Here is a 22704-nt window from a genome sequence, read left to right as displayed (position 1 = left end):
TTTAGATAATTTTATTATTGATAAAAGACTACATTATATTTGTTGTAATAAACTTTAAATCAAAATGTAATATTCTGGTCTCTCGAAACCATTGACTGTAGCTGCTAATCTCCAATAACCATGCCTTGCTTATCAGTTTTATCCATGGGCGTTGAAGATTGCTTTCTTGTTTTGCCACGTTCCCAAGGTGTATAATGCCAGTATTAACTGGTACCAAGAAAAGCTACATCATGATCAGCGGAATGTGTAATTTTGGTTTTCTCATCGCTTAACCGGATCCAGAGTTTGTTTTGGAGAAAATCCTTGATTTGCTGCTTTAGATTCTCTGCATAAGATTTAGGGGCAATACCGTTGAGAAAACTTAGCTTGCGCATTTTCCCGTTACTCTTTGGTATCATCATGGTTTTGTTTGGCTGAGGCTGATAGGACTCAGCGCGCATGGCAGCGATCAGTTCAGCAATCCATTCTTGGCAAAAGCCGTGCAGAGAAGTGCCATCGGAGCCGGATGTCTCCGCACCATCATTAGACTTAACGGAGTTGTAGGCAATGATGTACAAATCCTTATCGTAAAATAGCCGATAGAGATCACTGTTGACATACTCATGATTGGCGGCGTTTCGACGACGATAACCTTCCAATTTCTGCATGAGTTTCGATTTCTCCATTCAAAGCAACTCCTTTCAAAATAAGAACTTGGAATATTGCCCCCCTTCACCATGTGCATTCCATTACAGAAGGCCGTTAGGCTACTATTAGGGCTCTCTGCTAAATACCGAAGGGGTACTTAGGCAGGTCACGTTTGACAGTTCCATATAGATCCATACTGAGCCACTTTGGCTCACTTCTAGAATATCATTCACACGGTGCTGAGTGTATGTCTGAAAAGGGGCTGCCTCAATGAATATTTCAGCGCGTCGGAGCCGGGAAGTTAATCTTTGAGAGCCGCGATGTTAACAAAATAGAGCCACCGTGTTAAAGGGAGAGCCACCATAGCAAAATGAACGATGGCTCTCAGAATTTCGGTATCGGGAGCTACTTTTGAATACCTTTTCTCTTGCGCATCGAATCATCGCCGTCGATGAGTATTTCATAGGAGTCATGGACGATGCGGTCAAGGATTGCATCTGCAATAGTGCTCTCACTGAGTTTAGTGTGCCAGCCTGCGGGGGCGAATTGAGAGATGAAGATAGTTGATGCATTTTGATGCCTAGCCTCAATAATTTCCAGCAGATCTCGTGACTCGGTCATCGTCAGAGGAACTAGGAGCCATTCGTCAAAGATCAACAGGCTGACTTTTTTGTATTGGGCCACGACCTTTTTGTAGGTCCCATCCCCTCTTGCAATTGCCAAATCCGTCAGCAACTCCGGCAGGCGGATGTACTTAACGGTAAAGAAATTACGACAGGCGGAAATTCCAAGAGCACAGCCTAGGTACGTCTTACCAGCACCGGATGCGCCCATGATAATGACATTATGCCTATCGTGTATATAGTTACAGGTAGACAGGCGGAGCATCTGCGTCTGATCAAGATGCCGGTCTTCGTGGTATTCGATATCTTCAATACAGGCGCGGGGNAATTTTAAGGCGGCTTTCTTAACAAGCCTGTCCAGCTGCCTATTCTTACGACGCGCCCACTCTGTATCGACGATGAGACCAAATCGTTCCTCAAAGGATAGTGTGGAATAGGAGGGCTGCTTCATTTGCTCGCGTAACGAGTCGGCCATCGAACGCAGGCGCATATCGTTGAGTTTGTTGATCGTTGTCTCGTTAAGCATTATGAATTCCTCCCGTAATACCCCGCGCCTCGCGTGAAGCTGTGAGTATTCTGCGAGTCACCATTTTGCTTGGCATCTGAAATCTTCGTTTCTACGGCCACGGTATCTTGGCCGGATACGAGAATGGTACTGATGTTTTTGTAGCTTGGGTTCGGCGTATAGCTCAAGGCGCGGGCGCAAGCTGCTTCCAAGCGTACCAACGAATATTTGTCAGCCAACTTGAGGAGTGCCATGCATGCCTTATACCCTTGTTGCTCTATTCGATGGAAAGACAACATCGCTTTGATCACCGTGGTCGTGCTTGGTCCGACATTCTGCGCCCATAAGACAAACCGTTCTGCATTCCACTGGACGAACTGCTTGTGTTTGTCTGGCATATGATCCTCAGCGGTGGCATATTGACCAAGACGGCCATAGAGTCTGGGGTGAGAACAGATCCGATGATTATTGAAGAAGACTTCAATTACACCCTTAGTAATACGGACATCCACTTTGTGTTTAATATATTCATAAGGAACACTGTAGTGCATGGTGTCGACAGATATGTGATAATTAAACTGTACGGTTGCAATTTTCCAGGTTGCCAATTCGTACGCAGAAGCTGGCAGGGGCTGTAGTGCGTGGCGTTCTTCGTTAAGAAATGTACTCAGCCTGCTGCCGGGTTTCTTTTGGAAGGGCTTACTATTGAATTCACGTAGCTTTTGCATAATCGCATTATTGAGTTCNGCTAGGCTGAAGTAGGTCTGATTACGCAAAGCGGCGATAATCCAGGTGGATATGATTCCAACAATGCCTTCTACGCTTGGCTTATCTTTGGGCTTTCGAACGCGCGCAGGAATAACTGCAGTACCGTAATGCTCAGCCATTTCGTGATAGGTTTTGTTGATCACCGGAGAATACCAGGAAGGCTTTTCTACGCCAGTCTTTAGGTTATCTGGCACAAGGATTCTAGTAACTCCTTCGAAGAAGGTGAAGGCGTTGACATGGGCAGTGATCCAGCTTTCCTGATTCTGCGAGAGAAAACCTTCTACATAGGCGTACTGGCTACTAGATAACGCTGCGACAAATACATATACAGGGAAGAGTTCGCCCGTATCCCTGTCGACGATGGCTGCTGTCTGCCCAGCCCAATCCACTTCTAACTGTTCGCCAGGCTTTCGGCTGATGTGCATCGTCGCTTTAGTTGTTGCTGCGAATTTTCGGTAGTAATTACAGTATTGCGTGTGCTTTAGTGGAATTTCGTTACTAAGACGGCAAACCTCACAATATTCACTCCATAGTAAACTCAGTGTAACGCCGCTTTTTGCCATCTCTCTGTGGATATGCTCACAGTCTGGAATCCTGCGCAGCGATGTCTGAAGCCTTTCCGGGAATAGCATTAGCTGAAGATCTGGGTCGCCAACATCATCAGGAAGCGGCCATAGCACGCCCTTCTGGTCAGCGTGAGTATTCTTGCAGCATCCGGCCACTAATCCTGCCACATTCGGGCAGTAATCCTATAACATCTGGCCAAGGTTCTTATCACATTCGGCCACTGTTCTTGCAGTATCCGGCCACTAAACCGGTACCTCAAAAATGAACTCCTGTACAATATAGTCACTATAGGTGTACGGGAGGAAAAAAATGAGGTGCGAAGAACCAGTGAAAATCCTGGAAATCTTAAGATTAACAGAGCAGGGTTTTTCTCAAAGAGAAATAGCTCAAAGTGTCAAATGCGGAAAATCTACTGTTGGCGAAATACAAAAACGCTGCCGAAACTATAAGCTTCAATATGATGCTGCGACCTTGATGACAAACGATGAGATTAAGATGTTGCTTTATCCCGACAGTTTTGGGCATTCCATTAAAGAGGATCCAGATTGGTCCAGTATTCATGAACGATTGCAAATAAATAAGCGTCTCAATTTACAATACCTCTGGGAAGAATATAAAGCAGACAATGCTAACGGGTTAAGCTATAGCCGCTTTTGTCGGCGTTACCTTGACTGGAAAGATGAGACGGGTAAAAACGTTATCATGGTACAGAATCGTGAACCAGGTAAAGAGTTATTTGTAGACTGGATGGGCGATACCCTTGATTGTGTGGTAGATATCTCCACCGGAGAAATTCTTACAGCTCATTTCTTTGTGGCAACTCTAGGAGACAGTTCCTACCCATATGTGGAAGCCTTCCCTAATGAAAGATTATATAAATGGCTTTTGGCTCATGTGAATGCACTTAAGTTTTTAGGTGGTGTGCCGCGAGTCATTGTACCGGACAATTGCAAGACTGCTACAACAAAACCTAGTTACTATGATCCAGCCATCAATCGATCATACTGGGAATTCGCTAGACACTATGAAGTGGCTATATTACCGGCAAGAATCCGCGAGCCTCAAGATAAAGCACCGGTAGAAAGCAGTGTCGGTTGGCTGGAGACATGGCTTTTAGAATGGCTGCGTGGTAAACGATTCTTTAGTTTTGAGGCATTAAATGCCGAAATACAATCCCGTGTGCAAGAATTGACCAAACGACCTTTTCAAAAACGTAAGGGCAGCCGACATAGTGTTTTTGAGGCATTGGACAAACCAGCTTTACGGCCCTTACCATACACTCAGTTTGAATACGCAGAGTACATTGTGCGTAGGACACCAGCAAATTACCATGTTGAATACGAAGGCTTTTATTATTCGGTGCCCCATAGCTTATACAAACAGATGGTTACCATTAGAGCCACAGCAACAACCATAGAGGTTCTAAATGATAATAGAGAGCGTGTAGCACTGCATCAACGACGGCAGACAGGATCCAGATATGTAACCAATCTTAGTCATATGCCACCCCATCACCGGCATCAACATAATGTTAACCACTTTGATGGCAAAAAATATCGTATGTGGGCCAGGAACATCGGTCAACAAACTTATGCTGTTATTGACTATCTGCTGTCTTCACAAATTACCGAAGAACAGGCTTATCGCTCTTGCATGGGAGTATTGCAATGCTCTAAGAAATATGGCAATGAACGTTTGGAAGCCGCCTGTTCGAAAGCCATTACTATGAAATCTTGCACCTACTCCACCATAGCTACCATACTAAAGAATGGTCAGGATAAGGTAGTTGCCTCTGCAACGAGCAAGCCCACGCCTAGACATGAAAATCTGCGCGGCTCTGAAGCTTACGTTTAGGAGGTGGATGAGATGATTAACCAAACCCTAGATAAATTAAGCAGTATGAAGCTACGAGCTATGGAACAAGAATACCGACGGCAGATAGAGTTGCCTGCAAATGCAGCCTTATCCTTCGATGAGCGTCTTGCTATGATGGTAGACGCTGAATGGCTAGCTAAAGCTAATAACCGATTACAGCGATTCCTACGGGAAGCAAATCTAAGAGAGCAAGCTGCAAGTCTTGAAAACCTTAACTTCGATGTGAAAAGATGCTTAGACAAAGCGGTCATTGGCCACCTTGCTGACTGTGGTTGGATTAAAGAAGGCAGAAATCTTATCGTCACCGGGGCAATCGGCACCGGAAAGACTTACCTTGTTAGCGCCTTTGGCAATGCCGCCTGCAGAAAGAGTCTAAAAGTTCGATCTTACAGGGTAAATCGGCTGCTAACAGATCTGGCAATTGGACGGGGGGACGGCTCATACAATCGGTTACTTAATGATCTAAAAAAACCGGATTTACTCATCTTAGATGACTTTGGCATGGCCTCTCTAGATCCTAGTGCTTGCCGAGATCTTCTTGAAGTAGTTGATGATCGTCATGGCAGAAAGTCCATCGCCATATCCGCTCAATTGCCGGTGGCTAATTGGCATGGTGTATTTGAAGACGCCACCATCGCTGATGCGGTGCTGGACAGACTGGTTAACAATGCTCATAGAATTGAGTTAAAAGGACCAAGTTTAAGACCACACAAGCTAGAAAATGAAGGTAGTGATAGCACAACTGAGTAATCTATGATACACTCCAAGCATGAGGTGCCGGCCTTTGGCCGGATAGACAAGAACGATGGCCGGATACCGCAAGATTGGTGTCCGGATACTTTAGGAGTGTTGGCCGGATGGCATAGGAATGCTGGTCTGAATTGACGAGAATAATCAGTCAGCGCGGCTTAGTACATCGGCAACTGTGTTGCGGGAGCACTGACAACTTGATGCAATGCTTCGCTGGCTTAAGCCCATTTTGCTTAGCCTTAGGATATCTCGATACTTGATCATTCTGGGTCCTCCCCATGTTTATTTGTGCTCTGCATTTCAGTAGCACTGTCTCCATTTTACTGGAGAAAAACATGGGTGGCTCTCAGATTAACATAGTGGCTCTATTAGATTAACAGGGTGGCTCTTAAACATTAACTCAGTGGCTCAATTGGCATTAACTTATTCACCTCAATAATGAATTATTGTAAAATCAGATGGTAACCTTAGATTAGGTTGAAAATATCATGGTCCTACATGGGGAATTAATACATATAAAAAAAATCATGCACTTATTCTTAAAGAATAAGTGCATGATTTTTTTTATATGTATGTAGATTAAGTTGGTTAGTGAAGTTATAAGAAAGCTTTTCGTTTTCAATTCTCATGAATAATTAAATTAACTTAATTTTTTAAGATACAATAAATAATGATATATTATTATTTATTGTGTCGAAAGTTATTGGAAGATATTCCAATAAAAGATTTTTTTGGAATATTTTGTTGGAAAAAGGGGATGGTATCTTCATGTCAACTAAGGCGAGGATAATGATTTGTATGATTTGTATGATTCTTTCAAGCGGTTTATTGGGTATAGATTCTACAATTTGTTTAGCAAAGGAAAATACAGATAAACTATATCCGGAAGAACTGTGGATAGAATTAGATGTTACTACAGAACAGAGAAAGCAAATCGACGCAATAATTAAAACGGCAGCTATAAGTGTACTTAAAAATCACGAAAAAATAAAAAATACGAATATTAATATGCTTGACATGTTGAAACATGAGAGTCTCGTAAATGATAGACGAATAAACGCAAATGAAAAAATTTCACAGCTTTTAACAGTAGAACAGCAAAGCATATTTGATAGTCAATTAAGAAAGCAAGAGGAATCTAAGGAACTAATTACAATGTATCTATTGAGTTTAGATCTTACAGAAAAACAACAACCAGTGGTACTTTATTCGTTAATAGAATCTCAAAAACAGGTTTGGTCTATTATTTCAGATGAAAAACTTTCCTGGGAAGCAAGAAGAACGAAAATAAAGCAAGTAAATGCAATTGATAAATTATACCGTTTACTAACAGAAACACAAAAAGTTAAATTGAAATCGTGGTCTGATTTATTAAGCCGATTCAAAAGAGAGGAGTTGTAGTTATATTTTAGTGGATTAACTGATCTTACTACAGCACCATGAAAAATGCCTGACTGATAAAGAAATCAGCACAAAATTAGCTTTTTAAATCATAAAATGAGGTGTATTTTTATATGGAAGAGACATTCCCTTTTCCTAAAGAACGTGAAACAGAGATACTATTAACTGGCGTAACTTGCGGTAAAAATGTTGAAATTGGACACGGTGCTGTCATCGGTAAGAACGTTATTATCGGGGAGGGTACTAAAATTGGGGCATATGCAACTATAAATGGTTGGACAACAATAGGAAATAATTGTATTATTCACCCACATGTCTCGATTGCTTCGGAGCCGCACAAAAATAAGCATGGGGAGAAAGGCTCTGTTATTATAGGCAACAACACACAGATTCGTGAATTTGTTACTATTAATGGTTCAATTGGTACGGACTCAAAAACACAGATTGGTTCACATTGTCTACTATCAGCATATAGTCATATCGATCCTAACTGTATTATCGGAAATTATGTAATTATGTCGAATGCTGTAAATCTTGCAGCTCATGTGGAAGTTGAGGATCGAGCAGTTATCGGTGGGTTAACAATAATTCATCGATTTATAAAAATTGGGAAAAACGCTATGGTGGGTGGCGCTTCTAAAGTAATTCAAGATGTACCTCCTTTTATTATGGTTAATGGTAACCCTGCAAAAGCTTTTGGTATTAATAGTATCGGTATGAAACGTGTGGGTATAAATGAAAATAAACGGCGAACTTTAAAAAATGCTTACAAAATTTTATATCTATCAGGACTGGGCTATTCTCGTGCTTTAAAAGTGATGGAAGAACAACTTATTTTATGTGAAGAATTAGAATATTTTATGAATTTTTTGCGTGATAATAGAAGAGAGATTTGTAGAGTAGCACATAAATCAAAGACCAGTTTAAAACAAGTAAACTGATAAAGGATGCTTTTGGCAGTCTAAAATTTCGGAATTCAACTGCCGTTAGAATAAAATACCAAAGATAATAAATTGCGGAAAGGTGAGATCTATGCTCAGAAAGATCTTTATGTTATTTTTTATGATCTTTATGTTTCCTTCTGCTATTTGCCTAGCTAGTCTAATAATTGATGATTATTCTCCAGAAAATTTCTCATTTAACGTGAATCTTGGTGTTATGGATAATGAAGGAACAGCGGATCAACTAAATGCTAGTTATAGTATTACAGCAGATCTGGGATCAGGCTTTACCGGACAATATATTTATAATGAGTTGGAAACAAAAATAACAATAGATGGAAATAAACGCATTAAATCAAAACAAATAAATTTACTTAAAAACGAACGGAACGGGATCTCATTCTTGCTAGGATCTTCCCAGAATGAACTTGTGGGCTATTCTTCACATACCAGCATCATTGCAGGAATTCAAGGTCGTGTTTCTATTGCGCCAAACACTCACGCCTATGCTGCAATGACTTCCGGTAATAGTGTTGAGGGCTATGCAGTCGGTATTGGATACAACCTCACCCCGAATACTGAACTTAGACTAGACTACAGCAATATGAGATATAAAGATTTAGCCGCAGAGGATATCACTGTAAAAGTTCCTTATGGTGGAATAGTCTATTGGTTTTAATATTTCTTTTTCCACAAGAAGTAGAAGAATGATCTTTAAAAGTATAATAATGGATACAAATTCTTGCTAAGAACTATTTCTGAACGATGAAGATAAATTTTCAAAGATATTTGAGCTAAGGGGTAACCCCTTTTGCCTATTTTAATCATACAAGGAGGAATAATTTAGTGAGACGTATTCGCCATTCCTTACTTCTTTGTTTTATACTGACGCTATCTTTAATTACAAACGCAGATGCTAAAACGTCATTACCATATGGATTCAAAGGTTTAATCTGGGGACAAACCCTCAACGATTTTCAGGAAAAGGAAATAATGAAGGATGTATCACCATCTCTAGGATCTAAGATATTAGGAAAAGATGAATCCGCATATAAACGATTAAATAATGATAATAAAATTGGCGGAGTAGATTTCGTCGATATTACATACATTTTTTGGCGTGGAAAATTTAGAGCCATAACCGCTAATACTCAAGGAAGTGATAAATTTGCTCAATTAGCTGATTCAACTCGAAAAAAATTTGGACGACCAAATTACATTGAAGAAAATCAATACTGCAAGCGAATTGTCTGGATTAATTCCAAAGCTGAAATAGTAATTACAATGGCAGGGGATGATGATGTAGTTCACTTTTATATGAGGTCAAATTCAATTGAAAAATTAAAAAGCCGCTGGGAAAAAGCAAAAAAGGCAACCATTCATGAGGAGTGGTAATATTTATGAACCCCCCTTTTATTTAAGGGAAGACGATTAACGAAATGAAGTTAATACAATATAAAAAATAATGTATATATTCATAGTTTTCAACAAAATTTTTTATTACAACGGAGGAGTTAATATGAGGAAAATAATGGTTTTACTGAGTGCATTATTCTTTATTACTGTCGGCAACAGCTTTGCAGCTCCAATCAACACCTTAGATCAACAGCAAATAGTAATAGGTATTGTGGGTGGCAGTGTCACGGATACTTATTATCTTGAACAGAAGATTACCAATAATGTTACTTTAGGAATTCAATATATTGATAGTGATGTTGATTGTTATGGGCAATTAGATTTTTCAAATGATACAGGAAATAGTCCAAAATTGATTATTGGCAATAGAAATTTTGACTCTGGGTCGATAACCTATTTAGGCGCTGCTATAAAAGCTCCAATTTCAAATGGACTTGACGGTTATGCACTTGCGCTTGCTGGGAAGTCACTTCAGGAATTACAAGTAGGCATTACCAGTGATATAAATGAATCTGTATTTATGAATTTAAATTACCGTTTAGTAAAACATCACGGCACTGACCAAGGTATTGGCATCGGACTAGGCTGCCGTATTTAAAACGAAATTTTGTCCAATTAATTATAAGGATGGTGGTTCTATGAAAAAAAAAAATTATTAATTTTAATCCTATTTTTATTTTTTTCAACATCAGTAACAGTTGCGGCAAATATTAAAAGTTACGAAGACTACACAGGCAAAAGAACATATTCAATTACCTACACCAAATCATCTAGCATTTTTAATCTCAGCAATCACTATAAGATTACTACAATATTCAATTCAATTTATGAAAAAGATAGTACATTAGCCGTAAAGAAAATTACTTTACAATACTATACGGATCAAGATGATATTATATTAATTCGACCTACAATAAATTTTATTATTGATGATAAAATATGGCAATTATCATCAACATCCTACTGTACCATTACCAGCGCTGGTGTTCCTCAATTTAGTTGGGTTTTTCCTGATACTGTAATCAAATCTTTAATGGAAACGAAAAAAGCTATTTTAGTAAGGTTCTTTTATAATACACCCGATGGTGATCGGGTTAAAGATTATACTATTCCCTACAAAACTATAACATTGGTACAATCTATGTATTTACAAAAAATAGAGCCAGTGAATTCTGTATTAACAGAATAATAATTTTCATTACGATGTGTAAACTATATTCATTGTTAAAAGCGGAGTGAATGGTCTAAATGAGCTTGATGAAGTTATAGACATTTTCCGAACCTAATTACTATGGGAATTAGGCACAAACTACTTAAAGAATAATTTATAACAATTTATATGTATAGAGCCTTATTTTAAAAAATTATCGAAGCATAATATTAATAATTCATTAAAGAAATCGTTTCTACAGATATTTTTATAAACGCAGTATTATGAACAGAGTCGTCCTAAATCTCTCTAGATAGCTGAAATTTAGGTGACTCTGTAAAAAAATGCAAATTTGGATTATATTCGTTTATTCTGATTCTGCTTAATAAGCAAGTGATATGGACTGCTCCAGTCCATTCGTGAGAGGGGTTTTTAAGCACGAAAAGGTAAAGGATTTTGACTTTTCGATTCTGTAGTTTGACAATAATGGATATTGTATTAGAAACAGCGATGCATAAAATTAACACGGATGTAAAAAATTAACATGGATGTACCTGGAAGGTTTTCCAATGAAAATATTATTAATTGAAGACAACCTTAAACTTCTTGATGCTTTGTCACACCTATTGAAAAATACAGGTTATATAGTAGATACCGCTACTGATGGTAAAACAGGAGCCGAAGTGGCAGTTATGGAAATTTACGACGTTATTATACTTGATCGCATGCTGCCCCAACTGGATGGTCTTTCTGTACTAAAGGAGCTCCGCGAGCAGGGGATTGATACTCCGGTCCTAATTCTATCGGCGAAGGATGACCCCAATGAGAGAGCAGAAGGTTTGAATGCTGGTGCCGATGATTATTTGGTAAAACCATTCGCAGTAAAGGAACTATTAGCAAGATTGCGAGTTCTTATCCGGGGAAAAAACATAGGGCAATTCGACCATTTAATTAAAGCTGCCGGACTAATCTTAGATCCTATTCATAAACAAGTGATTAAAGGAAAAGAAAAAATTGACCTGACTAGAAAAGAATTTTTGCTTTTAGAATTGCTAATGATCAATTGCGGCCAAGTCGTAACAAGAGAATGCATTATGGGGAAAGTTTGGGGCTATAATTCAGACAGCGGTTTTGCGAGTATTGACATATATATTCATTTCTTGCGCAAAAAAATAAACATCTTGAACATCAAGACTGTGCGCGGCGTAGGTTATTATCTGCAAGTGGGTTACGTTGCACCCCCAGTTCAAGGAAACAGTATAGATGCGGGTTCTGGTGCAAAAACACCAATATTGATGCAATAAATCTAACAGAAATGGCTCAGAGTATCCACAACACACACCAATGCCAAACAGCTTTGCGTGTGATACGGGGTGCGCCTACTAAAGGCGACCCAACCAGACAAACATCGAATCATTCCGGTGGAGTAACACGCTAATGCTAAGAATCATTTCTGACACGAAGATGAATTTTCAAAGATCATTCGGGCTAAGGGGTAACACCTTTTGCCTATCAATCATACAAGAGTGTTAAAGGTGCTGTACTATTTAACAATTGTAGGCAGATTTTTTCTTAAGCTAAAATAAAAGCTGGCTCCTTCATTGACTTTTCCTGTTATCCATGCCGTGCCGTGGTGTCGTTTAAGTATTTTTTGACATATAGCTAACCCAATCCCAGAACCTTCAAATTCATTATTGGAGTGAAGTCTTTGGAATATGTTAAACAATCTGGCGGAATATTTCATGTCAAAACCTGCGCCGTTATCTTGAATGGCAATAACAAATTCAGTATCAGTTTGTGTAGCTGTAACCTTGATAGACGCTGTTGCTTTATGGCGTGTATATTTTAAGGCGTTGGAAAGGATATTTTGTACAAGCAGCTTGAGCATTAGAGCATCGCCTTGAATGGTGGGTAGAGGCGCAAGTGTAAATTCAATATCTCGCACTGGTTCCAGTGCAACTAGTTCAGTATATGTCTTGGAAAATAACTGACTTAAGTCAATCGTAGTCAGATCCATCTTCCTTTCACACATACGTGATAAATCAAGCAGGTGATCTATGATTTGGATAACTTCCTGTGATTTTTCCTGGATGTTGCTGATTAGTTCCTGTCCATCGGGATCAATTTTATCGGCGTAATCAGCAGCAAGATATTCGGTAAGTTTATTTAAAGATAGTAAAGGTGATTTTAGATCATGGGCAACCGAGTAGCAGAAACTATCTAGTTCATTATTAGCATGTTGCAGGGATTCCGCCTGCCTTTTTAGTTTGATATGGGTGTTGACTCTGGCAAGCAATTCAGAAGTATTGAAGGGCTTGGTCACATAGTCCTGTGCACCAAGCTGAAATCCTTTGCTGATACTTGCTTCATCATTAAGTGAGGTCAAAAAGATTATCGGAATCGAACGGAACGCAGGGTCGTTTTTGATCATCTGACAAATCTCAAAACCATTTATTTCAGGCATATAAATATCAAGGAGAATCAAATCGGCCATATGTTGTTCCAGTAATTTTAAAGCTGTATTACCTTTGGTAGCAACGCGAACGTGAAAATTATTATTGCGAAGTACGGCCACCGCAGTTTCTATATGCTCAGGTGTATCATCAACAATTAGTATCGTTGGTTGATTAACAGGCTTATTATAGTTCACCATAGATCATCTCCGTAAGTCGAATGTCGATATCTAATTTTAAAGTAGTGGTAACCTGAATACAAGTAGCTCTCCGTTATCTTAAACCAAAAAAGTATTTGTCAATTGTAGTTATTTGCATTACAATAAAAGAAAAAAGTTTCTGATGGCATAGTGGCCGTTTGAGCAATCAAACTTGCCGGCTATGCCTTTTTGCTATTTTCAGTGCCAGGGGGTGTATTCATGCCGGCCAAATTTATTGTAAAACAGTCAACACTTAGTGCCTTAATGCTGGTGCTTTTTCTTCTCATTGCGCTGCTGCTTGGGGGGAGTGTTATGTATATGAACATTAGTATTCAAGACGAGCAGACGGCAGAGAAAAGGCGAACTGAATTTAAGCAGTTAGGCATTAATCTAGCAACTGCTTCCGACTATTTGACAGATGAAGCACGAAAGTACGCTGTCACAACAGAAGCTATCCATATGTATAAATACTGGGAAGAAATTAATCTGACAAAAACCAGGGATTATGTTATAGCGCGGTTAGGGGAACTGAATGCACCTAGCGCCGAAATGGAATTACTGGCAGAAGCTAAAAGAAATTCGGATGCTCTGGTAGAAACAGAGAAGGAGTCCATGCGGCTGGTACTTGAAGCGCAAGGGGTACTTGAAAGTGAAATGCCGCCGGAGGTTGCCGTCTTTCAACTAGATGAACAGGCCAAAAGGGCAAGTCCGGAAGAAAAACTAGCCAGAGCGCGGAGTATCATGTTTGACAGTAAATATGACTTAGACAAGCGCAGTATAATGAGTCCTATCGCTCAATTTCAAAATATCATGAATGCCCGGCTAGAAGCAGACTTATCAGCTGCCCGTGATAGAACAAATAAGGCTGCACTAGTACAGGCTATACTTGCAGCAATTATTATCGGGGCTGTCGCTACGCTGATGAGACTTTTTTTCACCCAAGTCAATCGTCCAATTCAAAACTATAATGAAGTATTAAAAGCTTTTTCTCCTGATGACGAACATTTTAGGCTTGTGCCTGAAGGCTCACAGGAATTACGGCTCCTGGCGGACACCTTCAATAATTTGTTTACTTCTATGAAGTCAGCCAAAGAAGAAGCAGAGCAGGCCAACAGGGCTAAAAGCGAATTTCTTGCTCATATGAGTCATGAAATACGTACGCCAATGAATACTGTTATTGGCTATAATTACTTGCTTGGCAGCACAACGCTTACAACAAAGCAGCAGGAATATATCGACAGGATGGGTAAGGCTGCCAAGGGATTGTTGACTATTATCACTGAAATTCTTGATTTTTCGAAGATTGAGGCGCAGCGAATGACTGTAGAAGCAGTAGCATTTGATTTATATGATACCGTTCATGAGCTGTGCAGTATGGTAGAGGTGGAGGCGAGGCAAAAGGGCCTGCTTTTTCAGCGGGATATTCAGCCTGATGTACCAAGATATGTAAAAGGTGACATAGTAAAGCTGAAGCAAGTTATTTTGAATTTGCTTTCTAATAGTGTTAAATTTACGCATCATGGCAGTATTGCTGTTTTGGTAGAAGTTATTGAAAGTAAGGGCAGTCAAAGTAACCTTAGTGTCAAAGTAACAGATACAGGAATTGGAATTAGTCAAGAGCAGCAGCAGCGGCTATTTAATGCGTTTACACAAGGGGATGCCTCAACGTCAAGAAAATATGGCGGTACCGGGTTAGGGTTGGCTATTTCCCGGAAAATAATAGAGCTTATGTCAGGGAGTATTAGTATCCAAAGTGTTGTCGGCAAAGGCTCTTGCTTTAGTTTTACTGTACCGCTTGAAACTGTTGATGAAATTTCCTATCACCAAACAGATGATGAAATAAATAAGAACTTTATGATAAAAAAGCATATTTTGTTAGTCGAGGATAATCTGATTAACCTGCAGATGACTAAGGAAATTCTGGAAACCTTTGGTTTGACAGTTGATACCGCCCAAAGCGGGCAAATGGCGTTAGAACAGATAAGGAAAATTCAGTATGATGCCATTTTGTTAGATATACGGATGCCGGAAATGGATGGCTATGAAACGGCCAGACAGATAATAGCTGCAAAAAAAGCGGGCTGTCCGCCGTTGGTGGCTTTGTCGGCTGATGCTGTTCAAGGGGTAGAGGAAAAAGCTAAACAAGCTGGGTTTAGCGGCTATCTGACCAAACCATTGGAAGCAGCAAAATTAGTCGGCGTTCTTAAACAGTATCTTTGTTTGCCGCAAGAGTTAGGGGCAGCAGAAGCAACAGCTGCCGATGTGACTAACAACGATACGTGTTTGGACGTTACAAGTGCCGTTACCCGTTTAGGCGGCAAGAAGTCAGTATATAAAGAGCTGCTACGGCGTTTTATAAGCCACAGTGAGGATGCAAGAAAAATAGAAGAGCAACTATCTAAAGGCGAGTCTGATTGCGCAAAAATGTTGCTGCATACCCTTAAAGGCACGGCAGCTAACATTGGTGCCACCAGGTTAGCCCAGGTTTGCCGTCAATTAGAGCAGACAATAGAGCAAAAGGACGGCCGTGCGGTCCTGGCGGGTACAGCAAATTTAGCAATTGCTTTAGATGAAACCTGCCTGTGTGCGCTGGAATATGAGGCGGGTATTGCTGATGAAGCAGTGAACATACCGCTTGGTAATCAAATTACTGATGCACGCGAGGTGCTGGAAAAGATCGTGGAATTGCTTGATGCTGGCGATGCCGAGGCAGCTATTTTACTGGAACAGTCGCAGGATATTCTGCAAAAAGGTATTTGCAGTGATGCGTATTGGCAAATTCATAGTACGGTCAAAGCGTATGCTTTTGACGAAGCGTCAAAGCAAATTCAAGCCATACTAGACAAAAAATAAAACAAGTCATGAACCGGAGGCGAAAATTATGTATAAAGTGCTGCTAATCGATGATGATAAAACTGCCCGTTACATTCTTAAGCGTTTTAACTGGAAAGCATACGGATTTACGATTGCCGGCGAAGCCAGTGATGGAAAAGAAGCATTGCAAATGCTTACGAATGACAGCTTTGATCTGGTTATTACCGATATTAAGATGCCGGGAATGGATGGCATCGAATTTTCGAACGAACTAAAGTGGGCCAATGTGGATATTTGTCTGATCTTTCTTAGTACTCACAGTGACTTTAAGTATGCTAAACAAGCCATAAGGCTTGGTGTATTTGACTATATAACAAAACCTGTTGATGATGCAGTACTTTGCGAAGTATTGGAACGAGTCAGACTGCATTTAGCAAGAAAAGAGAGTAGCAGGTTAAAAATACAGGAAGAGCATAGGCTGATAGAAGAGAGCCTGGCCGTACATTATCCTGTAAATAAAGAAAAAGAAATAATGGCATATATATTAGCAGGTAAGGCTGCCGCAATGGCAGTAGCTGAAGAAACTGTTAACGAATTAGCCGAAATGTTGGGGCGGGATACCTTAAAATTAGAGCAATTGCTGGCAATTATTCTTGCTAATTTTAATCAGGTAATAGCTAAACATTTTCCGTGGTTGCCTAACTTTGAAAATACAGTATATCAAGACAAGATAGAACGCAGCAACTCGCTGGCGGTTGTTAAAGCTAGTTTTCTTACCTGTGTATCTTCAAGGATCAAAGTTATCAGAAAATATGAACTGCATCACACAGACAGTGTTATCAGCAGAACCTGCCAATATGTTATGGAACATATTGAAGAAAGCAACACGCTTGAGGTGATTGCCAATGAAGTATTGCTGCATAAAGATTATTTAGGCAAAATATTTAAACAAAAAACAGGTTTAAATTTAAATGATTATGTGACAAAAGCCAAAATGGAGCATGCTAAACAGCTTCTAGGCATGGGCAAGTATAAAAATTATGAAATAAGCGAGCGGCTTGGTTATAGCAGTCCGGATTATTTTTGTCGCCTTTTTAAAAAATACACACGTCAGACGCCGTTGGAGTATAAGAAAAGACTTGGCTTGTGACAAGTCTTTCTGATGACATAAAGGACTTGGTACAAGTTATCTTATAAGATAAGAAAGTATATGTTTTTGAGAGTTATGGAGGCCTTATAAAACAAGGAGTGTCAAGAATAAAACCTGGCACAGGCGACCCCGTGCCCGTACCCCGTGCCGTAACCCGAACCCTTCAGCCTTTGCCGGAAAAAGCGTTCCGCAGGAGAAAAGCCGGGCGGTATTCCGTTAAAAAATCCGTACTGTTTGAGCGTAGCGAGTTTACGGATTTTAGGAATATCGTCCGGCTTTTCAGCTTTTGGAGGCGTGGGGCCTAGACCTTTTGTTACTTTTGGGGCAATGCCAAAAGTAAAACCCCGCTCCTTGTATTCATTGGCTCAACGTAAGACAAAAAGTTTTCTTAGCGGTTTTTTAATGCAAAATATCGGGATTTTGCTGTTTTAAATGATTGTTAAACACTATAAAATAGAAACATCAATAGAAAAAGTAATCCACCAGCACAGGCGCTGTGAGAAGAAAGTATCCGGTTAGCGGAGCTTCCCTTCTTACAGTGCCTTTTTGTTTGGACCTAGCGCTATGGCAATCTATTAGCACCTGAAATGGCCAATTCGGTGTTGGAGTAACTAAAAAATGGTTGAAAGGTGGAATTTTCATGACCAAGGGTGTTATGCAAAAATTTAAGAAGCGTCTTGCTGCAGCTATGGCGGTGACTTTAGTGGCAAGCGTAATGCTTACAGGCTGTTCATCAAACCAGCCAGCCAAACAAGCGGCGTCCACAGCAAGTGACACAATTAAAGTAGGTATATTGCATTCGCTTAGCGGCACTATGGCAATCAGCGAAGTATCTGTTAAGGATGCGGAACTGATGGCTATCGAGGAAATTAATGCTTCCGGAGGTCTATTAGGCAAAAAGATTGAACCTGTAATTGAAGACGGTGCCTCTAACTGGACTACCTTCGCGGAAAAAGCTAAAAAGTTGTTACAAAAGGATAAGGTTGCTACAGTTTTTGGTTGCTGGACCTCGGCAAGTCGTAAAGCTGTTCTGCCGGTATTCGAAGAAAACAAAGGACTGCTCTGGTATCCGGTCCAATACGAAGGCATGGAGGCATCGCCTAATATCTTTTACACTGGGGCTGCTCCTAATCAGCAAATCGTTCCGGCTGTAGAATGGCTGCTGCAAAACAAAGGCAAAAAGATGTTCTTATTAGGTTCTGACTATGTATTCCCCCGTACTGCCAACAAAATTATCAAAGAACAGCTCAAAGCCATGGGCGGTGAATTAATTGCCGAAGAATATACTCCTCTCGGCCACACTGATTACAGCACAATTATTAATAAGATTAAGGCGTCCAAACCAGATGTTGTTTTTAATACCCTAAATGGGGACAGTAATGTGGCTTTCTTTAAACAACTTAAAGATGCTGGTATTACTGCCAAAGACCTTACAACCTGTTCTGTAAGCGTAGCGGAAGAAGAAGTTCGCGGGATTGGCGCAGACAATCTGAAAGGACATCTAGTGTCCTGGAACTACTATCAAACTACTGATACGCCAGAAAACAAAGAGTTTGTTAAAAAATATAAGGCCAAATACGGTGCCGACAGGGTAACAGACGATCCGATTGAAGCCGCTTATATTGCCGTTCATTTATGGGCCCAAGCTGTTACTAAAGCAGGTACAACTGACATCGAGAAAGTAAAAGAGGCAGCAAAAGGCATTGAGTTCCAAGCACCTGAAGGACTTGTAAAAATTGAAGGTGAGAATCAACATATCTGGAAGCCTGTTAGAATTGGCGAAGTTACTGAAGACGGTTTAATTAAAGAAATTTGGAGTACTGGCAAGACGGTAAGACCTGACCCCTATCTCAAAACATATGATTGGGCCAAAGGAATAAGCAACTAGTACTAAGACGGTTTATGCAGCCAGGCGGTGCAGCAGGTGATTGGTCTGCATCGCCTGGCATAATAAGACAAGGTGGTGGGCAGATGGAAACGTATATCTTGCAGCTTTTTAATGGCATTAGCGTCAGTTCAATTTATGTGCTGGCCGCCCTGGGGCTGGCCATTACCTTCGGCTTAATGAAGGTCATTAATATGGCGCATGGTGAATTCATTATGATTGGCGCCTATGTAACCTATGTTATTCAGAATATTTTTTTGAGCTATGTTGATAAAAGTCTTTTTGGTTTATACTTTGTTGTCGCAATTCCAGCAGCTTTTGTCATTGCCGGTGCGATGGGTCTCCTACTCGAAAGTTTGGTGATAAAGCATCTTTACGGCAGACCTTTAGATAGTATGTTAGCCACGTGGGGGATAAGTTTGGTTCTTCAGCAATTAGCCAGAAGTATTTTTGGAGCGCCAAACGTTGATGTAAAAAGCCCAGCTTGGTTGGACGGAGCGTTATTACTTACTCAGGGTGTGCAGTTACCTCACAAACGGCTATTTATCATTGCCTTAGTAATTGCCTGTATCATCGGGATGTCTGTGCTGCTTTACAAAAGCAAATATGGTATCTGGATAAGAGCTGTTATGCAAAACAGAGAAATGGCGGCTAGCCTTGGTATTAATACCAGACTTGTTGATGCTTACACGTTTGCTGTAGGTTCAGGTATTGCCGGTATTGCCGGCTGTGCGTTAACCTTGCTCGGTTCCATTGGTTCTACCCTTGGCACGTACTATATTGTGGACACTTTTATGGTTGTTGTGCTTGGTGGTGTGGGAACATTGCTTGGTACTGTAGCAGGGGGGCTGGTAATCGGCACTGCGAACACCACCTTTGAGTTTTTCACAAATACTTCAATAGGCAAAGTGTTAGTCTTTACGCTAGTTATTATGTTTTTGCAATGGCGGCCTAAAGGGCTGTTTACCGTTAACAGCCGCTCGTTAGATTAAGCAGCATACAAAGGAAGGAGGGCTACCCTTGAACCTTTTACATAGGATTAAATCCAAAGAAAAACTGGTTTTTTTGATTATTGTTGTTGGGCTGGTTTTGGCGCCCTTGTTTTTATCAGAATTCAGAACAAATCTGCTGGGAAAGTTTGTGGCCTATGCGATTTTGGCCATTGGACTGGATTTGATCTGGGGTTATACCGGTATTATGAGTCTTGGTCACGGGGTATATTTTGGCCTTGGGGCCTATGCTATGGCCATGTATTTAAAGTTGGAAGCGGCAAAAGGTAAATTACCGGACTTTATGTCCTGGAGTGGCCTTGAGGTTTTGCCATGGTTTTGGGCACCGTTTTCCAATGGGGCGGCAGCCATGGTCTTAGCAATACTCATTCCAACGTTGATAGCCTTTGTAGTCGGCTATTTAACCTTTAAAAATCGGATACAAGGCGTGTATTTTTCGATATTATCACAAGCCTTAGCTATTATATTTGTCGTCCTTTTTGTCGGTCAGCAAGCCTATACCGGCGGTACAAACGGCTTAACAAACTATAAGAGTATAATGGGTTTTTCTTTAGCGGATGATACAACCAAGCTGGTTCTTTATTATGTGGCAGTAGGTCTGCTGGTTTTGACCTACACTATCTGCCGGGTATTGGTGGAACGCCGGATCGGCAAAATACTTATCGCGATTCGCGACGGTGAAAACAGGGTCCGATTTTCCGGATATAACCCGGCCACCTATAAGATCTTCGTTTATTGTCTTTCAGCCGCCTTTGCGGGTTTAGCCGGTGCTATCTTTGTACCGCAGGTGGGCATCATTTCTCCAGCCGAGATGGGCATCGTTCCTTCCATTGAAATGATTATTTGGGTAGCTATCGGCGGGCGGGGAACTTTAGTCGGGGCTGTTATCGGAGCCATCCTTGTCAATGCTCTCAAGAGCGGTGTAAGTGAAAGCTTCCCTGATGTGTGGTCATACTTTATTGGCTTTGCCTTTGTCGGTGTAGTTTTATTTATGCCTGAAGGCCTTGTGGGACTTGTCAGAAAGTTTGCCCAGCGCATAGGTGTACCCAAAAGTAAAGGTGTAAAGCCGAGTGAGGCAGCATGACAGTGAAAGGTGGCGGGAAAAATGGAAGCAATTTTACAGATTGATAATCTGACTGTTAGTTTTGATGGCTTCAAGGCAGTAAATAGTGTGAATACCGAGATTGCTAAGGGTGAAATACGTTTTTTTATTGGTCCTAACGGCGCCGGTAAAACAACATTGCTTGATGCAATTTGTGGACGGGTAAAGCCTGCAGATGGTCAGGTTTTGTTTAAAGGGAATCTTGATGTAACAAGATATGCCGAACATGAAATTGTTAATATCGGTATTGGCCGCAAGTTTCAAGTTCCGTCAGTATTTACTAGTCTTACTGTCGATGAAAACATGGAGCTTACTGTGGTAAAAGACCGTTCGTTGTATTCCTCCCTGTTTTGTAGTGTGAGCAAAGCGCAGCAAGAGTGTAATGATGATATATTAAATACCATTGGTCTATATGAAAAACGTCACAGCGAAGCAGCTGCCTTATCGCATGGGGAAAAACAGTGGTTGGAAATCGGTATGCTGCTGGCGCAGCAGCCCAAGTTAATGCTGCTTGATGAACCCGTTGCCGGCATGGGCAGAAGAGAAACTGAGAAGACCGGGGAATTACTTAAAAAGATTTGTAATGATTGCACCATTGTAGTTGTTGAGCATGATATGCAGTTCGTCAGAGACTTTGCAACAAAAGTCACGGTGTTGCATGAAGGCGCAGTACTTGATGAAGGCAGTGTTTATGATGTACAAAACAATCCCAAAGTCATAGACGTCTATCTGGGGCGAGGGGGAGAGCATGATGCTTAGCGTAAAAAATTTAGCAGCATTTTATGGCGAAAGTAATATTTTAAACAAAGTAAATGTTGAGGTAACGGCAGGGAAAGTTGTTTGCCTGCTAGGCCGGAACGGGGTTGGTAAGTCAACTTTTCTCAAAAGTTTAATGGGGCTTGTAAATACCCCCACAGGTAGTATTATTTTTAACGGCCAGGAGCTTATCAATGACGCTACATACCAGCGAGCAAGGCAGGGGATTGGCTATGTACCGCAGGGGCGGGATATTTTCCCGCAATTAACTGTTTATGAGAATTTGCTGATAGGCCTTGAAATGGCTGGCAGTAAAGGGCAAGTCAGTGATAAAATATTCACTTTGTTTCCTATTTTAAAAACTATGCTCAATAGAAAAGGCGGTGACTTAAGCGGCGGACAACAGCAGCAGTTAGCTATTGCCAGGGCCCTTGCCGCCAATCCTAAACTGCTTATTTTAGATGAGCCTACAGAAGGGATTCAACCGTCAGTTATTAAAGATATTGGCAGAGTTATTAAGCAGCTAAGGCAGGAAGGGAATATAACGATTCTTATTGTTGAGCAGTATCTCGAATTTATCATGGATGTCGCTGACTACTATTATGTCATGGAAAAAGGGCAGATTGTAGCAGAAGGTTTGACCAAAGATATTAATCAGGAAGAAATTCAAAAAAGAATGGCTGTTTAGGTGAAGTGTTGATAGGAGGGTAG

Annotated in this window: 19 protein-coding genes; 15 read left to right on the top strand and 4 right to left on the bottom strand. The window is 40.7% G+C overall.

The features are described from left to right. Positions 1 to 203: 203 nt before the first annotated feature. The 3 genes from SALPA_RS04465 to istA (SALPA_RS04455) all read right to left on the bottom strand — a co-directional run bounded on the left by SALPA_RS04465 (position 204) and on the right by istA (SALPA_RS04455) (position 3257). Positions 204 to 665, bottom strand: coding sequence for a hypothetical protein (locus SALPA_RS04465; protein WP_255450787.1), 462 nt, complete (start codon positions 663 to 665; stop codon positions 204 to 206). A gap of 367 nt (positions 666 to 1032) precedes the next feature. Further along, a complete protein-coding gene (gene istB / locus SALPA_RS04460; protein ID WP_145090176.1) occupies positions 1033 to 1776 on the bottom strand; it encodes an IS21-like element helper ATPase IstB in 744 nt (247 codons plus the stop codon). Beyond that, on the bottom strand, positions 1776 to 3257 hold the full coding sequence (gene istA / locus SALPA_RS04455; RefSeq protein WP_145090173.1) for an IS21 family transposase: 1482 nt from the start codon (positions 3255 to 3257) through the stop codon (positions 1776 to 1778). Before istA (SALPA_RS04455) ends, istB (SALPA_RS04460) begins: the two co-directional genes overlap by 1 nt. A gap of 142 nt (positions 3258 to 3399) precedes the next feature. Here istA (SALPA_RS04455) and istA (SALPA_RS04450) point away from each other — a divergent pair, with 142 nt between their 5' ends. The 8 genes from istA (SALPA_RS04450) (at position 3400) to SALPA_RS04415 (ending at position 11927) form a co-directional block, all read left to right on the top strand. After that, on the top strand, positions 3400 to 4944 hold the full coding sequence (istA, locus tag SALPA_RS04450) for an IS21 family transposase (RefSeq protein WP_145090170.1): 1545 nt from the start codon (positions 3400 to 3402) through the stop codon (positions 4942 to 4944). 12 nt (positions 4945 to 4956) lie between these two features. Further along, positions 4957 to 5715 (top strand): IS21-like element helper ATPase IstB, encoded by a 759-nt coding sequence (gene istB, locus SALPA_RS04445; RefSeq protein WP_145090167.1) that lies wholly within the window; start codon positions 4957 to 4959, stop codon positions 5713 to 5715. Positions 5716 to 6483: 768 nt separating this feature from the next. Next, positions 6484 to 7116 (top strand): hypothetical protein, encoded by a 633-nt coding sequence (locus tag SALPA_RS04440; protein WP_145090164.1) that lies wholly within the window; start codon positions 6484 to 6486, stop codon positions 7114 to 7116. A 113-nt stretch (positions 7117 to 7229) separates the two neighbouring features. Beyond that, positions 7230 to 8057: an acyl-ACP--UDP-N-acetylglucosamine O-acyltransferase gene (lpxA, locus tag SALPA_RS04435; protein ID WP_145090161.1), complete on the top strand. Its 828-nt coding sequence runs from the start codon at positions 7230 to 7232 to the stop codon at positions 8055 to 8057. A gap of 91 nt (positions 8058 to 8148) precedes the next feature. Continuing rightward, a complete protein-coding gene (locus SALPA_RS04430) occupies positions 8149 to 8736 on the top strand; it encodes a hypothetical protein (RefSeq protein ID WP_145090158.1) in 588 nt (195 codons plus the stop codon). Between the two features lie 167 nt (positions 8737 to 8903). Beyond that, positions 8904 to 9452, top strand: a complete 549-nt coding sequence (locus SALPA_RS04425; protein WP_145090155.1) for a hypothetical protein — start codon at positions 8904 to 8906, stop codon at positions 9450 to 9452. A 124-nt stretch (positions 9453 to 9576) separates the two neighbouring features. Next, positions 9577 to 10071 carry a hypothetical protein gene (locus tag SALPA_RS04420; RefSeq protein ID WP_145090152.1) on the top strand — a complete coding sequence of 165 codons (495 nt, stop codon included), beginning with the start codon at positions 9577 to 9579 and terminating at the stop codon, positions 10069 to 10071. Positions 10072 to 11192: 1121 nt separating this feature from the next. Continuing rightward, complete coding sequence (locus tag SALPA_RS04415; protein WP_145090148.1) at positions 11193 to 11927, top strand: response regulator transcription factor; 735 nt, start codon at positions 11193 to 11195, stop codon at positions 11925 to 11927. A gap of 239 nt (positions 11928 to 12166) precedes the next feature. Here the strand turns inward: SALPA_RS04415 and SALPA_RS04410 are convergent, their stop codons facing one another. Then, the gene (locus SALPA_RS04410) at positions 12167 to 13276 is read right to left on the bottom strand and encodes a response regulator (RefSeq protein WP_145090144.1); all 1110 of its coding nucleotides are present in this window, start codon (positions 13274 to 13276) and stop codon (positions 12167 to 12169) included. Positions 13277 to 13495: 219 nt separating this feature from the next. On the opposite strand from SALPA_RS04410, the gene SALPA_RS04405 reads away from it, so the two are divergent. From SALPA_RS04405 to urtE, 7 genes are all read left to right on the top strand, one after another. After that, positions 13496 to 16129: an ATP-binding protein gene (locus SALPA_RS04405; RefSeq protein WP_145090141.1), complete on the top strand. Its 2634-nt coding sequence runs from the start codon at positions 13496 to 13498 to the stop codon at positions 16127 to 16129. A 28-nt stretch (positions 16130 to 16157) separates the two neighbouring features. Then, the gene (locus SALPA_RS04400; protein WP_145090138.1) at positions 16158 to 17240 is read left to right on the top strand and encodes a response regulator; all 1083 of its coding nucleotides are present in this window, start codon (positions 16158 to 16160) and stop codon (positions 17238 to 17240) included. A gap of 640 nt (positions 17241 to 17880) precedes the next feature. Next, entirely contained in the window at positions 17881 to 19128 is a 1248-nt protein-coding gene (gene urtA, locus SALPA_RS04395) for an urea ABC transporter substrate-binding protein (RefSeq protein WP_255450781.1), read from the top strand. An 83-nt stretch (positions 19129 to 19211) separates the two neighbouring features. Further along, positions 19212 to 20117 carry an urea ABC transporter permease subunit UrtB gene (gene urtB, locus SALPA_RS04390; protein ID WP_145090135.1) on the top strand — a complete coding sequence of 302 codons (906 nt, stop codon included), beginning with the start codon at positions 19212 to 19214 and terminating at the stop codon, positions 20115 to 20117. Between the two features lie 28 nt (positions 20118 to 20145). Next, positions 20146 to 21219 (top strand): urea ABC transporter permease subunit UrtC, encoded by a 1074-nt coding sequence (gene urtC, locus SALPA_RS04385; protein ID WP_145090131.1) that lies wholly within the window; start codon positions 20146 to 20148, stop codon positions 21217 to 21219. A 21-nt stretch (positions 21220 to 21240) separates the two neighbouring features. Next, on the top strand, positions 21241 to 21996 hold the full coding sequence (gene urtD / locus SALPA_RS04380) for an urea ABC transporter ATP-binding protein UrtD (protein ID WP_145090128.1): 756 nt from the start codon (positions 21241 to 21243) through the stop codon (positions 21994 to 21996). Continuing rightward, positions 21986 to 22681: an urea ABC transporter ATP-binding subunit UrtE gene (gene urtE / locus SALPA_RS04375; RefSeq protein WP_255450779.1), complete on the top strand. Its 696-nt coding sequence runs from the start codon at positions 21986 to 21988 to the stop codon at positions 22679 to 22681. The genes urtD and urtE overlap by 11 nt, the downstream gene beginning before the upstream one ends. The last annotated feature ends 23 nt before the right edge of the window (positions 22682 to 22704 follow it).

Source organism: Sporomusa sp. KB1 (assembly GCF_007830295.1).
Lineage (GTDB): Bacteria > Bacillota > Negativicutes > Sporomusales > Sporomusaceae > Sporomusa.
This window is presented reverse-complemented; position numbering and strand designations above follow the sequence as displayed.

Excerpts from the sequence above, each read along its gene's own strand:
- SALPA_RS04465 (WP_255450787.1), bottom strand. The coding sequence starts at position 665 with ATGGAGAAATCGAAACTCATGCAGAAATTGGAAGGTTATCGTCGTCGA.
- istA (WP_145090170.1), top strand. The coding sequence starts at position 3,400 with ATGAGGTGCGAAGAACCAGTGAAAATCCTGGAAATCTTAAGATTAACA.
- istB (WP_145090167.1), top strand. The coding sequence starts at position 4,957 with ATGATTAACCAAACCCTAGATAAATTAAGCAGTATGAAGCTACGAGCT.
- SALPA_RS04440 (WP_145090164.1), top strand. The coding sequence starts at position 6,484 with ATGTCAACTAAGGCGAGGATAATGATTTGTATGATTTGTATGATTCTT.
- lpxA (WP_145090161.1), top strand. The coding sequence starts at position 7,230 with ATGGAAGAGACATTCCCTTTTCCTAAAGAACGTGAAACAGAGATACTA.
- SALPA_RS04430 (WP_145090158.1), top strand. The coding sequence starts at position 8,149 with ATGCTCAGAAAGATCTTTATGTTATTTTTTATGATCTTTATGTTTCCT.
- SALPA_RS04420 (WP_145090152.1), top strand. The coding sequence starts at position 9,577 with ATGAGGAAAATAATGGTTTTACTGAGTGCATTATTCTTTATTACTGTC.
- SALPA_RS04415 (WP_145090148.1), top strand. The coding sequence starts at position 11,193 with ATGAAAATATTATTAATTGAAGACAACCTTAAACTTCTTGATGCTTTG.
- SALPA_RS04410 (WP_145090144.1), bottom strand. The coding sequence starts at position 13,276 with ATGGTGAACTATAATAAGCCTGTTAATCAACCAACGATACTAATTGTT.
- SALPA_RS04405 (WP_145090141.1), top strand. The coding sequence starts at position 13,496 with ATGCCGGCCAAATTTATTGTAAAACAGTCAACACTTAGTGCCTTAATG.
- SALPA_RS04400 (WP_145090138.1), top strand. The coding sequence starts at position 16,158 with ATGTATAAAGTGCTGCTAATCGATGATGATAAAACTGCCCGTTACATT.
- urtA (WP_255450781.1), top strand. The coding sequence starts at position 17,881 with ATGACCAAGGGTGTTATGCAAAAATTTAAGAAGCGTCTTGCTGCAGCT.
- urtB (WP_145090135.1), top strand. The coding sequence starts at position 19,212 with ATGGAAACGTATATCTTGCAGCTTTTTAATGGCATTAGCGTCAGTTCA.
- urtD (WP_145090128.1), top strand. The coding sequence starts at position 21,241 with ATGGAAGCAATTTTACAGATTGATAATCTGACTGTTAGTTTTGATGGC.
- urtE (WP_255450779.1), top strand. The coding sequence starts at position 21,986 with ATGATGCTTAGCGTAAAAAATTTAGCAGCATTTTATGGCGAAAGTAAT.